Origin of the sequence: Micromonospora sp. NPDC005220 (assembly GCF_040607895.1) — a bacterium.
Classification (GTDB): Bacteria; Actinomycetota; Actinomycetes; order Mycobacteriales; family Micromonosporaceae; genus Micromonospora.
This window is the reverse complement of the sequence record NZ_JBEXHP010000036.1, coordinates 38,710-52,139: the sequence shown is the minus strand read 5'-3', so window position 1 is coordinate 52,139 and position 13,430 is coordinate 38,710. Positions and strand designations below refer to the sequence as shown.

Below are 13,430 nucleotides of genomic sequence, written 5' to 3'. Positions count from 1 at the left end.
CACGCCCACCACATCCACCACTGGGCAGACGGGGGCCCGACCAGCCTCCACAACGCCGTCCTACTCTGCGGCCACCACCACCGACACATCCACCAAACCGACTGGGCCGTCCGACTCGGCGACGACGGCCACCCGGAATTCATTCCACCCACCTGGCTCGACCCCGAACAACTCCCCCGCCGCAACCACTACCACCGACGAACGTAAGAGCAGCCAGCCAACCGGCCGGCCATGCCGGGCAACCGGTCGGCGCGTGGTCCCGTACGTGGTTCCAGGCAGGGGACTTACTCCCCGGTGGCCGGGCCCTGGGCTCTGGTGCTGCACTTCTTCCGCCCGACGGCATTCAGGCGCTGTTCCGTGATCTGCTCGACGACGCGAACGCACGCCTTCGCCCGCTCATCGAGGGACACCGCTCTGCTTGCTCGACGACGCACGCACGACCCCCGGGCGCTAGACAACGCACGCGACTCTTGCGGCGCTAGACGACGAACGCGCCGCCCTCCGCGCGCTAGACAACGCAGGCGCGACCCACCGGGCGCTGGACCACAGGCGCCGCCCTCCGCGCGCTAGACAACGCAGGCGCCACCCTCCGGGCGCTGGACCACCCGCGCGACCCACCGGGCACTCGACGACACCACGCGACGCTCCGGGTACTGAAAAGACGCACGAGACGCTCCGGGTGCTCCGCGATGCGGGTGGGTGCCCGGCCGGACGCCCGCACGACTCCGACGTAACTGCCACCTGACCCACGTCTGCGAGGACGCGCCACTGCCCGGTTCAGGGTGTCGCCAGCCGCCAGGCGCGGACCAGTGTTGGCACGTCGGGGTACCGGGCAGCCGGCGGCTGCCTCGTTGCGCGTTCCACGACCCGGCGCTGGTCGCCGTTGCCCCGCCAAGCCTGTGGTGAGTTCTGAGGACCCCGCCGGTCGGCTGGCGAGTCGAGTAGGTGATGCAGGGCGCGGCCGAGATTGTGCACGGTGGTCCGCTCGTCGATGATCGCGCCTCGGGTGAACTCCTCCGGGGCCATGTAGCGACGTGAACCTGGCAGCCGATCCGCCGCGAGCACGAACGGGCCGCGTCGGTACTCGTCGAGGTCGATCAGTCGCATCCGGGTGGCGGCGAAGTCGTACAGGAAGCAGCCGTCGTAGAGGTCGACCGCGACCAGGCCGACGGCGCTGACGGCGAGGTGGGCGTCGAGGATCGCGTCGAGCGCCACCTCGACCTGCGGGACCGGCAGGCGCTGGAATCGGGTCAGCGCGCTGCGGTCCGCGCCGTGCACGGTGGCGTGGTTCAGGACGTTGCCGTCGTACCAGGGGTAAATGAGGGTTGGACCAGCCGTGCCGTGGATCGTCCAGGTGGGACGGACGATCGCCGGATGGCGGACTGCGGCGTGCACCGCGCAGGCCCGGTCGAGGGATGTTCGGCCCTCAACCGTGGTGGCCGTCTTGACGAGCCAGCGGCGGCCCGCCTCCTCGACCCCGTAGGAGAGGCATCCGGAGTCCTGGGCGTCAAAGACCGCGAAGGCCGACTCGACCGGCGGCACGGTCATCCGACCAAACGCCATGGATCCCCCATGTCGGCGTCGCCAAATGATGCGCGCAAAGTACCCGCTGTGTTACGAGCTTGTTCAAGATGACAGCCAGGTTACGGACTGCTCGACGTCAACCACCGCAACCGGCTCTGGTCGGTCGCGGAAGCCGGTGCCGCGCTGCGCCCGCTGCTGCCGGGCCGACTGGACCGGGAGGTCACCACCGGCGCGTTCCGGTCGACAGCCGGGGCGACTGAGAGGGTCTGCCCGACCGGGCCGAGCTTGCGCTGCTCGACCACGGCCCCGGCGGTACGGTCCGCTGACGATCTCTTTGGAGGAGCACCATGGAGCTGACCGAGCCGACCGTCTGGAGCACCGACCGGCTGGAGTTGGGTGAGGGCCTGCGCTGGGTCGACGACCGGTTGGTCCTCGTCGACCTGCTGGCCGGGCGACTGTTGGAGACCGACGGCGACGCCCCGACCCCGCTGCGGGAGCTGCGTCGCCTCGACGCGCCGCTCGGCGCGGTCGCCCCGCTGCTCGACCGACCCGGCGACTGGCTGGCCGCCGCCGGGACCGGCGTCACAGTGCTGCCCGCCACCGGCGATCCCCGACCGGTCGCCGAGCTGGTCGCCGACGCGCCCGAGCCGACCCGGATGAACGACGCGGTCGCCGACCCGCACGGCCGTTTCTGGGCCGGCAGCATGGCGTACGCGATGGTGCCCGGCGGGGGCACGCTCTTCCGCCTCACCCCGGGCGCCGAGCCGGTCCCCGCGGTGACCGGGCTGACCATCCCGAACGGGCCGGCGTTCGACGCGACCGGCACCACCATGTACCTGGCCGACACGCCACGCGGCGAGATCGACCGGTTCACCGTCGACCCCGCCACCGGGGCCCTGCGCGGGCGGGAGCCGTTCCTGCGGCTGTCGCCCGCCGACGGCGGCCCGGACGGCATGACGCTCGACGCCGCCGACCACCTCTGGATCGCGCTGTGGGGCGGCTCCGCGGTACGCCGCTACCGGCCCGACGGCACCCTCGACCGGGAGATCCGGCTGCCCGCCAAGCAGCCGGCCGGAATCTGCCTCGGCGGTCCTGACCTGCGCCGGCTCTTCATCGGCACCGCCCGGGTGGGGCTCGAAGCGGCGGGCCCGCAGGACGGCGCGCTGCTCGCGGTGGACGTCCCGGTGCCCGGCCTGCCCGCCGCGCGCGCCGCCGCACCGGTGGGCTGACCGCTGCCGGGCGACCCGCTTCCGGACGGACTGCTTCCGGGCCGACCAGCGACGAACGACGCTCGCGAGGCATACCGGACGACCGGCCGGGAATAGCGGCAGGAGGGGGTCACCCACGGCCAGCGTGGGTCGGACCACCGGCAGGGGGCGGAACGATGAGCAGCACGGGGTGGGTGGCATGAACGGGCCGGTCGGCGACGAACCGGTGGGGGAACTGGAGCTGGTGCACACCTTCACCGGCCCGATGCCGACCGGGGTGAGCGTCTCGCACCGGGGCCGGATCTTCGTCAACTTCCCGAAGTGGGGCGACGACGTGCCGGCCACCGTCGTCGAGCTGCGTGACGGCCAGGAGATGCCCTACCCCGACCAGGCGTGGAACGACCCGTCCGGCGACGACGACGCGGGCGCGTTCGTCTCGGTGCAGAGCATCGTGGTGGACCCGGCCGACCGGCTCTGGGTACTGGACACCGGCAGCCCCATGTTCCAGCCCACCAAGCCGGGCGGCCCGAAGCTGGTCCGGATCGACCTGGACACCGACACGGTCGCCCAGGTGATCACCTTTCCGGCGGACGTGGCGCTGCCGACCACCTATCTCAACGACGCCCGTTTCGACCTGCGGCGGGGCGAGTCGGGAGTCGCGTACATCACCGACTCCGCGTTCGCCGGGCCGAACGGGATCATCGTGGTGGACCTGGCCAGCGGGGCCTCCTGGCGGCGGCTGCACGACCACCCGTCCACCAAGGCGGAGCCGCTGACGTCGTACCGGCCGGTGGTCGAGGGCCGCCCCTTCCTCGAACGGTCGGCGGACGGCCCCCCGAAGCCGGTGAGCATGGGCTCCGACGGCATCGCCATCTCCGCCGACGGCGAGCGGTTGTACTACTGCCCGCTGATGTCCCGGCACCTGCACAGCGTCTCCACCGAGGCGCTGGCCGACCCGTCGGCTACCCAGGAGGCGGTCGCCGCCACGGTGGTCGACGAGGGCGACAAGGGCACCGCGTCGGACGGGTTGGAGAGCGACGACGCGGGGCGGCTCTACCTCACCTCGTACGAGCACAACGCGGTGCTGCGTCGACTGCCCGACGGCGAGTACGAGACGCTGGTGCACGACCCGCGACTGCTCTGGCCGGACACCATGTCGGTGGCCGCCGACGGGTACCTCTACGTCACCGCCAACCAACTGCACCGGCAGCCGCGGTACCAGCGCGGCAAGGACCTGCGACGCAAGCCGTACGCGCTGTTCCGCACCCGCATCGACGCCGGCCCGGTGCTGCTGCGCCGCTGACCCCCCAACCCGGCGCTCCCACCGCGCTCAGACGGGCAGGGTGCGGTCCAGGAGGTCGAACAGGGCGGCCCAGTGCCGCTCGGTGGCCTGCTCGTCGTACGCCGGGGTGTCGGCCATGGTGTAGCCGTGGTGGGCGCCCGCGTACACCTCGGAGCGGTAGCGCACCCCGGCGGCGTCGAGCGCCTTCTCCAGCGTGGCGATCTGCTCGGGGGTCATCGACTGGTCGTTGTCGGCGTGCCCGAAGTACAGCTCGCCGGTGATCGAGCCGACGCCCAGGTGCGGGCTGTCCGGCGCGTCGGTGACGATCCGCCCGCCGTGGAAGCTCGCCACCGCGGCGATGCGGTCCGGGTGCGCCTCGATGGCCCGCAGCGCGTTCGTGCCGCCCATGCAGTAGCCGGTGATCACCACCGGGCCCGGCCGCACGTCGTCCCGGCCGGCCAGGAAGTCGAGGAAGGCGGCGGTGTCCCGGCTGATCACCTCGGGGGTCAACGCGCCGACCAGCGGCATGATCTTCTCGAAGATCGCGCCGCGCTGGTCCGCGTCGCCGAGTCGGGACAGGTCGAACAGCGGTGCCCGGCCGGCCCGGTAGAACAGGTGGGGCGTCAGCACCAGGTAGCCCCGGGCGGCGATCCGCTCGGCCATCTCGACCAGGCGCGGGCGCGGCCCGAACGCGTCCATGAAGAGCAGCACCGCCGGGAACGGGCCGTCGCCGTCCGGTCGGGTCAGACTCGCGTCCGCCACTCCGTCGCTGGTCGGGATGTCCACCGTCGTTGTCAGCACCGTGCCTCCTCGTACGCCGATCTTGGTCCGTTCCGAACGTTACTCGCCGTGTCAGCGCCACCCACTGGCCACCGGACTGCCGCTGGCCGCCGGCGGGTGTCAACGGTTCACGGCCGGTAGCGGTAGCCCATTCCCGGCTCGGTGATGAGGTGCCGGGGTCGGGCCGGGTCGTCCTCCAGCTTGCGCCGCAGCTGGGCCAGGTACTGCCGCAGGTAGTTGGTCTCGTTCTGGTATTCCGGCCCCCACACGTCCTGGAGGAGCTGACGCTGGCTGACCAGCTTGCCGGGGTGGCGCAGCAGCTTCTCCAGCACGCTCCACTGCGTGGGAGTCAGCTTCACCTCGGTGCCGTCGTCGCGCCGCACGCTGTGGTCGGCCAGGTCGACTGTGTGCTGACCGATCCGCAGTGCCGGCACCGCTTCGCTGGGCGCGCCGAGGCGGCGGGTCACCGCGCGGATGCGGGCCAGCAGTTCCTCCACCCCGAACGGCTTGGTGACGTAGTCGTCCGCGCCCGCGTCGAGCGCGGCGACCTTGTCCTCGCTGCCGGCCCGTCCGGAGAGCACGATGATCGGCACGGTGGTCCAGCCGCGCAGGCCCCGGATCACCTCGACGCCGTCGATGTCGGGCAGGCCGAGGTCCAGCACCACCAGGTCGGGTGGGTGGCTGGCGGCGGCCTTCAACGCGGCAGCCCCGGTGCCGGCGACGTCCACGTCGTACCGGCGGGCGCGCAGGTTGATCCGCAGGGCGCGCAGGATCTGCGGTTCGTCGTCGACGACCAGGATGCGGGTCATTCCTGCGGCCCCTCCGAGCTGGTCTGCGCGGCGGCTGGCAGCCGCAGCACCATGGTGAGCCCACCGCCGGGGGTGGTCTCCGGGGTGATGCTGCCACCCATCGCCTCGGCCAACCCCCGGGACAGGGCGAGCCCCAGGCCGACGCCGGTCTGGTTGTCCCGGTCGCCGAGGCGTTGGAACGGCAGGAAGACGTGCTCCCACTGGTCCTCCGGGATGCCCGGCCCCCGGTCGATGACCCGCAGCTCCACCTGGCCGGCGTGCGCGCTCGCGGTGATGGTGGGCGGCTGATCGGGCGGGCTGTAACGCAGCGCGTTGGCGACGATGTTGACGAGCACCCGTTCCAGCAGGCCCGGGTCGGCGGTGGCCGCGGGCAGATCGGCCGGGATGTCCGTGCCGACGGTCGCGGCCGCCGGACCAAGCTCGTCAAGGGCCAGGGGTACGGCGTCCTCCAGGCCGATAGCGGTGGCGGAGATGCCCAGCACGCCGGCCTGGAGGCGGCTCATGTCCAGCAGGTTGCCGACCAGCCGGGCCAGGCGGTCCAGTGACTCCTCGGCGGTCTCCAGCAGCTCCTCGCGGTCAGCCTCGTCGAACTCGATGTCGTGGCTGCGCAGGCTGGTCACGGCCGCCTTCGCCGAGGCCAGCGGCGTACGCAGGTCGTGGCTGACCGCGGCGAGCAGCGCCGTGCGCATCCGGTCCGCCGCGGCGAGGGGTCGCGCGGTGGCGGCCTCCTCGGCGAGCCGTTCCTGGCGTAGCGCGACGGCGGCCTGGGCGGCGAACGCCTCGACGATGCGCCGGTCGGCGGCCTCCAGGCGCCGGCCGCTGAGCACGACGGTGATCCGGTCGTCGACGGGTACCGCCGTCTCGCCGCTGTCGGGTGTGCAGGCCGGCTGTTCGCCGACGCTGGCGACGACGCACCAGGCGTGCTCCTCGCGGGCCCGGTCGGGGCGGCCGCTGGCCTCCTCGGCCAGCTCCAGCACGCTCACCGCGCGCAGCCCGAAGGTCTCCCGGAGCTGGTCCAGCAGGGCGGGCAGCGGGCGTTCGCCGCGCAGCACCCCGCCGGCGACGGCGGCGAGGGTCTGCGCGTCGGCGGCGGCCCGCGCGGCTTCCCGGGTACGCCGAGCGGCCACGTCGACGATCCAGCTCACCGCGAGGGCCACACCGACGAAGACGGCCAGGGCGAGCAGGTTGTCGGCCTCGGCGATGGTCAGCGTGCGGTACGGCGGGGTGAAGAACCAGTTGAGCAGCAGCGACCCGCCGAGCGCGGCGATCAGCGCCGGCCACACCCCGCCGACCAGCGCGACCCCGACCACCCCGGCGAGGAACAGCAGGATGTCGTTGGTAAGCGTCAGGTCGGGCAGGGCGTCAAGCAGCAGTGTGAGCAGCGGCATGCCGAGCACGGCCAGGCCGAAGCCGAGCAGCCGGCGGCGGCGGGACAGCGCCGCCGGCACGGCCGCCGCCCTGCGGCCCTTGCCGGCCTGCTTGTGGGTGACCAGGTGCACGTCGATCGAGCCGGAGAGCGCGGTGGTGGTCACCCCGACACCCCGGGCGAAGATCTGCGCGAGGCGACCCCGCCGGCTGGCCCCCAGCACCAGTTGGGTGGCGTTCACGCCCTGGGCGAAGTCGAGCAGCGCGGCCGGCACGTCGGTGCCGAGCACCTGGTGGTACGTGCCGCCCAGGCTCTCGACGAGCACCCGCTGGCGGGCCAGCTGGGCGGGATCGGCGCCGGCCAGGCCGTCGCTGCGGGCCACGTGCACGGCGAGCAGGTCGGCGCCCTTGCTGCGGGCCGCGACCCGGGCCGCCCGGCGGATCAGCGTCTCGCCCTCCGGCCCACCGGTCAGCGCGACCACGACCCGTTCCCGGGCCTCCCAGGTGGCGGCGATCCCCTGCTGGCTGCGGTAGCGGTCGAGTTGCTCATCGACCTTGTCGGCCAGCCAGAGCAGCGCCAGCTCGCGCAGCGCGGTGAGGTTGCCGACCCGGAAGTAGTTGCCCAGCGCGGCGTCGATCTTGTCGGGGCGGTAGATGTTGCCGTGCGCCATCCGGCGGCGCAGCGCCTCCGGGGTCATGTCGACCAGTTCGACCTGCTCGGCGGCGCGGACGATCTCGTCGGGCACGGTCTCCCGCTGGGTGGTGCCGGTGATCTGCGCGACGACGTCGTTCACCGATTCCAGGTGCTGCACGTTGACCGTGGACAGCACGTCGATCCCCGCGTCGAGCAGCTCCTGGACGTCCTGCCAGCGCTTGTCGTGCCGGGAGCCGGGCACGTTGGTGTGCGCCAGCTCGTCAACCACAGCGATCTCCGGCCGGCGGGCCAGCACGGCGTCCACGTCCATCTCGGTGAACTCGACGGCCCGGTAGGTCATCGTGCGGCGGGGCACCTGCTCCAGGTCGCCGAGCATCGCGGCGGTGTGCTGCCGGCCGTGGGTCTCCACGAAACCGATCACCACGTCGGTGCCGCGCGCGGCCCGCCGCTGGGCCTCCTCCAACATGGCGTACGTCTTGCCGACGCCGGGAGCCGCCCCGAGATAGATGCGTAGTTCTCCGCGTGGCACGGGAACCATCCTCCCTGGTCAAAGTGGCGGGCGGGGCCGTGCACGGCCCCGCCCGCGAGGTGCTCAGCGCGCGGCGAACTGCTTGTCGAGGGCGAGGTTGAGTTGCAGCACGTTGACGCCGGGCGCACCCATGAAGCCGAGCCCACGCCCGTCGGTGTGCTCCTGGACCAGCTTGCGGACCGCCGCCGGGTCCGCGCCGCGCTCGCGCGCGACCCGGTTCACCTGCACCTCGGCGTACGCCAGGCTGATCTGCGGGTCGAGGCCGCTGGCGCTGGCGGTGACCGCGTCGGCGGGCACGGCCGGGTCGGCGGGCGCGTCGCCCCGGATCGGGGTGACGACCCCACCGGCCGCGACGTAGTCCTCGCCGGGCTTGGCCAGCTCCACCGGCACCCCCTGGTACGAGGTGACGAACGGCGTGGCCGGGGCGGCCTGGTTGACGCTTACCACCCGGGTGACCGGGCCGGTCAGACCGTCGGCGCGGAAGACCGCGAGCACGGCCCCCACCCCGTCGGCGGTGCAGTAGGGCCGGCTGCCGTCGACGCCGTTCAGCTCCCCGACGGCCTTGCTGCGCGCGCACACCTGGGTGAGCAGGCTCTCGCTGGACTCCTCCGGGTCGGTGGCGATGGTGTCGACGACGCTCTCCGGGCCGAGGTTGCTGGCCGAGGTGGAGGTCGGGTCGTAGCCGTCGCCGGCGGCGGAGGGTCGGGACTGGAAGTAGCGGGCGACCGGGTTGCCGTCCGCGTCGGTGAAGGACTGGCCGATCAGCGAGCTGCCGACAGTCGTTCCGCCCACGGTGATCAGCGAGCCGTCGGCCTTGTGATGCAGGCCGGGTAGCTGACCAACCGCGACCAGGGCCAGCGGGTAGACCAGGCCGAGCAGCACCGTGAAGACCAGCAGAGCGCGCAGGGCGGCGAGGTGTTGGGCGAGCCAGGTGGGTAGACGCATCACGAAATCCCCGGGATGAACTGGATGAGCAGGTCGATGAGCTTGATCCCGATGAACGGCACGATGATGCCGCCCAGCCCGTACACCAGCAGGTTGCGGCTGAGCAGCTTCGACGCGGCGGCCGGCCGGTACCGCACGCCGCGCAGGGCGAGCGGGATCAGCGCGATGATCACCAGGGCGTTGAAGATGACGGCGGACAGGATCGCCGACTCCGGGCTGGTCAGCCGCATGATGTTCAGGGCGTCCAGGCTCGGGTAGAGGCCGGCGAACATGGCCGGGATGATCGCGAAGTACTTCGCGATGTCGTTGGAGATGCTGAACGTGGTCAGCGCCCCACGGGTGATCAGCAACTGCTTGCCGATCTCCACGATCTCGATCAGCTTGGTCGGGTCGGAGTCGAGGTCGACCATGTTGCCGGCCTCCTTCGCGGCCGACGTGCCGGTGTTCATGGCCACCCCGACGTCGGCCTGGGCCAGCGCCGGCGCGTCGTTGGTGCCGTCACCGGTCATCGCGACCAGCCGGCCACCCTCCTGCTCCCGCTTGATCAGCGCGAGCTTGTCCTCCGGCGTCGCCTCGGCCAGGAAATCGTCAACGCCGGCCTCGTCGGCGATGGCCTTCGCGGTACGCGGGTTGTCGCCGGTGATCATCACGGTGCGGATGCCCATCCGGCGCATCTCGTCGAACCGCTCCCGCATGCCGGACTTGACGACGTCCTTGAGGTGGATGACGCCCAGTGCGCGGGCCGGCTCGCCGTCGACGTGCTCGGCGACGACGAGCGGGGTGCCGCCGGTGCCGCTGATCGCGTCCACGATCTCGCCGACCTGCTCGGTCGGGTGGCCGCCGTTCTCCCGTACCCACTTCATGACGGCAGCGGCGGCGCCCTTGCGGACCCGGCGGGCCGTGCCCACCGCGCCGCCGTCCACGCTGGCGTCCGGGGTGAGGTCGACGCCGCTCATCCGGGTCTGCGCGGTGAACGGCACGAACGTGGCGTGCGGCATCACGCCGGGCTCGCGCTCGCGCAGCCCGAACTCGTTCTTCGCCAGGACGACGACTGAGCGCCCCTCCGGGGTCTCGTCGGCCAGGCTGGACAGTTGCGCGGCGTCGGCCACTGTCGCGGCGTCGACCCCCTCGACCGGGACGAACTCGGCGGCCTGCCGGTTGCCCAGCGTGATGGTGCCGGTCTTGTCCAGCAGCAGGGTGTTGACGTCGCCGGCCGCCTCGACGGCCCGGCCGCTCATGGCCAGGACGTTGCGCTGGACGAGGCGGTCCATGCCGGCGATGCCGATGGCGGAGAGCAGCGCGCCGATGGTGGTGGGGATGAGGCAGACCAGCAGCGAGACCAGCACGACGCCTGTCACACCGGAGCCGGTGATCGCGCCGCTGTCCGGCGCGGCGGCCTGGTACGCCTTGGAGAAGATGGCTAGGGGCTGGAGGGTGACCACGGCCAGCAGGAAGATGATCGTGAGCGCGGCGAGCAGGATGTTCAGCGCGATCTCGTTCGGCGTCTTCTGCCGGTTGGCGCCCTCGACCAGGGCGATCATGCGGTCGATGAAGCTCTCCCCCGGCTTCTGGGTGATCTTCACGATGATCTGGTCGGAGAGCACCTTGGTGCCACCGGTGACCGCGCTGCGGTCGCCGCCGGACTCCCGGATGACCGGGGCCGACTCGCCGGTGATGGCCGACTCGTCGACGCTGGCGATACCCTCCACGATGTCGCCGTCGCCGGGGATGATGCCGCCCGCCCCGACCAGCACGATGTCGCCCTGACGCAGGTCCGGCGCGGGCACCGCCTCGTCGCGGTAGGTGTTGGCTCGCGCGCCCGGCTTCCAGTCGATCAACCGGGTGGCGATGGTGTCCTTCTTCGCCTGCCGCAGGGTCGCGGCCTGGGCCTTGCCCCGACCCTCAGCGACCGCCTCGGCCAGGTTGGCGAAGACCACTGTCAGCCAGAGCCAGATGGTGATCGCCCAGGCGAACACCGACGGGTCGGTCACCGCCAGGACTGTGGTGAAGGCCGCGCCGACCTCCACGATCAGCATCACCGGGTTGCGCCACAGGGTGGCCGGGTTGAGCTTGCGTACGGCGTCCGGCAGGGACCGGATGAGCTGCTGGGGGTCGAGCAGGCCCCCGCCGATCCGGTTGCCGCCGGCGGCGAGTTGCCCGGATGTCACGGACATGTCCTCGTTCCTCATGATGGTCAGAGCCCCTCTGCCAGCGGGCCGAGCGCGAGCGCGGGCAGGAAGGTCAGCGCGACGAGGACCACAGTGACGCCGACGACCATGCCGATGAACAGCGGTCGGTGGGTCGGCAGGGTGCCCTCGGACGCGGGGGTGGGTGCCTGGCGGGCCAGCGAGCCGGCCAACGCGAGCACGAAGATGAGCGGCAGGAACCGGCCCAGCAGCATGCACAACCCGAGCGCGGTGTCCCACCAGGTGGTGTTGACCGTGATGCCGCCGAAGGCGGAGCCGTTGTTGTTGCTGGCCGAGGTGAACGCGTACAGCACCTCGGAGAGGCGGTGCGGGCCGACGTTGAGCGCGGTGGAGTTGTTGCCGGTGGCGAACGCCGCCGCCGTGCCGACGAGCACCAGGATCGGCGTGATCAGGAAGTACAGCGAGGCGAACTTGATCTCCCGCGACCCGATCTTCTTGCCCAGGTACTCCGGGGTGCGGCCGACCATCAGGCCGGCGATGAACACCGTGATCACCGCGAGGATGAGCAGGCCGTAGAGGCCCGAACCGACACCACCGGGCGCGACCTCGCCGAGCATCATGTTGACCATCGTCATCATGCCGCCGAGCGAGGTGAACGAGTCGTGAAACGAGTTCACCGCACCGGTGGAGGTGAGCGTGGTGGCGGCGGCGAAGGTGGCCGAGTTCGACACGTCGAACCGCACCTCCTTGCCCTCCATCGCCGCACCGACCGCCTGCGGGACCGTGCCGTGGCCGGCCAGCTCGAAGATGTTGGTGATGGCGACGCTGAGGAACGCGAGGATGCCCATCACCGCGGCGATGGCGTAGCCCTGCCGGTTCTGCCCGACCATCCGGCCGAACACCCGGGGCAGGCTGAACGGGATCAGCAGGAGCAGGAAGATCTGCAACCAGTTCGTCCAGGTCGTGGGGTTCTCGAACGGGTGGGCGCTGTTGACGTTGTAGAAGCCGCCACCGTTGGTGCCCAGCTCCTTGATCACTTCCTGGCTCGCGACCGGGCCGCCGGTAATGGTCTGGGTGCCGCCGGTCAGGGTGCTCACGTCGGTGCCGCCGGACAGGTTCTGCACCACCCCGCCGATCATCAGCGCGATGGCCCCGAGGACCGCGATCGGCACCAGGATGCGCACCACGATCCGGGTCAGGTCGACCCAGAAGTTGCCGAGCTGCCCGGTGCGGCTGCGGGCGAAGCCGCGTACCAACGCGACCGCCACCGCGATGCCGACCGCCGCCGAGACGAAGTTCTGCACGGCCAGGCCGGCCATCTGCACCAGGTGGCCCATCGTCGACTCACCCGAGTACGACTGCCAGTTGGTGTTGGTCACGAACGACACGGCGGTGTTCCACGCGCCGTGCGGCATCACCGGGTCGAAGCCCAGCGACAGCCAAAGGTGGTTCTGCACCCGCTGGAACAGGTACAAAAACAGGATCGAGACCGCGGAGAACGCGAGCACGCTGCGGGCGTACACGCCCCAGGTCTGCTCGGCGGCCGGGTTGACCCCGACCAGGCGGTAGATCCCCCGCTCGACGCGCGACTGCTTCGTCCCGGAGACTGCCCGGAACATGTAGTCGCCGAACGGCTTGTAGACGGCGACGAGGGCCGCCACCAGCGTCAGCACGAAGATGACGCCCGCTGTTGTCGTGGTCATCAGAAGCGCTCCGGGAACAACAGGGCGAACACCAGGAACGCGCCCAGGACGATCGCGAGCACCAGACCGACGGCGTTGACCGCGTTCACAGCTTCTCCACCGCCCGGACCACCAGGGCGAGCACTGCGAACAGCGCCACCGTCAGGATCACGAACACCACGTCAGACACGCTGACTCCTCTTACCGGAAAGGTTCGTCGCGACCGCCTTCCGGTCGCGCGGGGCAAGCAAAGCCCTAGTGCGTGCCGAATGGCAGGGGTCATAACGCGACCGTGACGGCGGCGAACCTTTTCTTGACGTGGTTTTCACACCCGCCCGATGAACAGGTGAAATGCGGCACAGCCGCGTGGTGGTCCGCGAGGTCAAGACCAGTTGTCCGCCCTTTGCTCTGCACCCGCGGGGGCACCGGCTACCGACCGTGAGCGTCGCCTCGGGGGGTGCAGAGCAAAGGACCTAAGAAACCATGCGCGGCCCGAACGGGGTG

The 13,430-nt window shown here is 71.4% G+C and carries 11 protein-coding genes; 3 read left to right on the top strand and 8 right to left on the bottom strand.

Annotated features, from left to right (window positions below; genetic code table 11):
* Positions 1–207: HNH endonuclease signature motif containing protein (locus ABZU52_RS16200; protein ID WP_354971835.1), on the top strand; the 207-nt coding region annotated here is incomplete at its 5' end.
* A 570-nt stretch (positions 208–777) separates the two neighbouring features.
* Here ABZU52_RS16200 and ABZU52_RS16195 read toward each other — a convergent pair.
* Complete coding sequence (locus tag ABZU52_RS16195) at positions 778–1,548, bottom strand: serine/threonine protein kinase (protein ID WP_354971834.1); 771 nt, start codon at positions 1,546–1,548, stop codon at positions 778–780.
* Positions 1,549–1,871: 323 nt separating this feature from the next.
* On the opposite strand from ABZU52_RS16195, the gene ABZU52_RS16190 reads away from it, so the two are divergent.
* Together ABZU52_RS16190 and ABZU52_RS16185 are read left to right on the top strand one after the other, a co-directional pair.
* Positions 1,872–2,753 carry an SMP-30/gluconolactonase/LRE family protein gene (locus ABZU52_RS16190; RefSeq protein ID WP_354971833.1) on the top strand — a complete coding sequence of 294 codons (882 nt, stop codon included), beginning with the start codon at positions 1,872–1,874 and terminating at the stop codon, positions 2,751–2,753.
* A gap of 178 nt (positions 2,754–2,931) precedes the next feature.
* On the top strand, positions 2,932–4,035 hold the full coding sequence (locus tag ABZU52_RS16185; RefSeq protein ID WP_354971832.1) for an L-dopachrome tautomerase-related protein: 1,104 nt from the start codon (positions 2,932–2,934) through the stop codon (positions 4,033–4,035).
* Between the two features lie 27 nt (positions 4,036–4,062).
* Here the strand turns inward: ABZU52_RS16185 and ABZU52_RS16180 are convergent, their stop codons facing one another.
* The 7 genes from ABZU52_RS16180 to kdpF form a co-directional block, all read right to left on the bottom strand.
* A complete protein-coding gene (locus tag ABZU52_RS16180; protein ID WP_354971831.1) occupies positions 4,063–4,815 on the bottom strand; it encodes a dienelactone hydrolase family protein in 753 nt (250 codons plus the stop codon).
* Between the two features lie 107 nt (positions 4,816–4,922).
* Positions 4,923–5,603 carry a response regulator gene (locus ABZU52_RS16175; RefSeq protein WP_210859434.1) on the bottom strand — a complete coding sequence of 227 codons (681 nt, stop codon included), beginning with the start codon at positions 5,601–5,603 and terminating at the stop codon, positions 4,923–4,925.
* Positions 5,600–8,152: a DUF4118 domain-containing protein gene (locus ABZU52_RS16170; protein WP_354971830.1), complete on the bottom strand. Its 2,553-nt coding sequence runs from the start codon at positions 8,150–8,152 to the stop codon at positions 5,600–5,602. Before ABZU52_RS16170 ends, ABZU52_RS16175 begins: the two co-directional genes overlap by 4 nt.
* Positions 8,153–8,215: 63 nt before the next feature.
* Positions 8,216–9,097, bottom strand: a complete 882-nt coding sequence (locus tag ABZU52_RS16165; RefSeq protein ID WP_354971829.1) for a potassium-transporting ATPase subunit C — start codon at positions 9,095–9,097, stop codon at positions 8,216–8,218.
* Positions 9,097–11,271, bottom strand: coding sequence for a potassium-transporting ATPase subunit KdpB (gene kdpB, locus ABZU52_RS16160; RefSeq protein WP_354971828.1), 2,175 nt, complete (start codon positions 11,269–11,271; stop codon positions 9,097–9,099). The genes ABZU52_RS16165 and kdpB overlap by 1 nt, the downstream gene beginning before the upstream one ends.
* A 20-nt stretch (positions 11,272–11,291) precedes the next feature.
* Complete coding sequence (gene kdpA / locus ABZU52_RS16155) at positions 11,292–12,947, bottom strand: potassium-transporting ATPase subunit KdpA (RefSeq protein ID WP_354971827.1); 1,656 nt, start codon at positions 12,945–12,947, stop codon at positions 11,292–11,294.
* On the bottom strand, positions 12,947–13,036 hold the full coding sequence (gene kdpF / locus ABZU52_RS16150) for a K(+)-transporting ATPase subunit F (protein ID WP_036390805.1): 90 nt from the start codon (positions 13,034–13,036) through the stop codon (positions 12,947–12,949). The genes kdpA and kdpF overlap by 1 nt, the downstream gene beginning before the upstream one ends.
* Between the last annotated feature and the right edge of the window lie 394 nt (positions 13,037–13,430).

What these genes read in the sequence shown, in the direction of transcription:
- ABZU52_RS16175 (WP_210859434.1), bottom strand. Translation starts at nt 5,603, where the DNA reads ATGACCCGCATCCTGGTCGTCGACGACGAACCGCAGATCCTGCGCGCC.
- ABZU52_RS16165 (WP_354971829.1), bottom strand. Translation starts at nt 9,097, where the DNA reads ATGCGTCTACCCACCTGGCTCGCCCAACACCTCGCCGCCCTGCGCGCT.
- ABZU52_RS16190 (WP_354971833.1), top strand. Translation starts at nt 1,872, where the DNA reads ATGGAGCTGACCGAGCCGACCGTCTGGAGCACCGACCGGCTGGAGTTG.
- kdpB (WP_354971828.1), bottom strand. Translation starts at nt 11,271, where the DNA reads ATGTCCGTGACATCCGGGCAACTCGCCGCCGGCGGCAACCGGATCGGC.
- ABZU52_RS16185 (WP_354971832.1), top strand. Translation starts at nt 2,932, where the DNA reads ATGAACGGGCCGGTCGGCGACGAACCGGTGGGGGAACTGGAGCTGGTG.
- ABZU52_RS16195 (WP_354971834.1), bottom strand. Translation starts at nt 1,548, where the DNA reads ATGACCGTGCCGCCGGTCGAGTCGGCCTTCGCGGTCTTTGACGCCCAG.
- kdpA (WP_354971827.1), bottom strand. Translation starts at nt 12,947, where the DNA reads ATGACCACGACAACAGCGGGCGTCATCTTCGTGCTGACGCTGGTGGCG.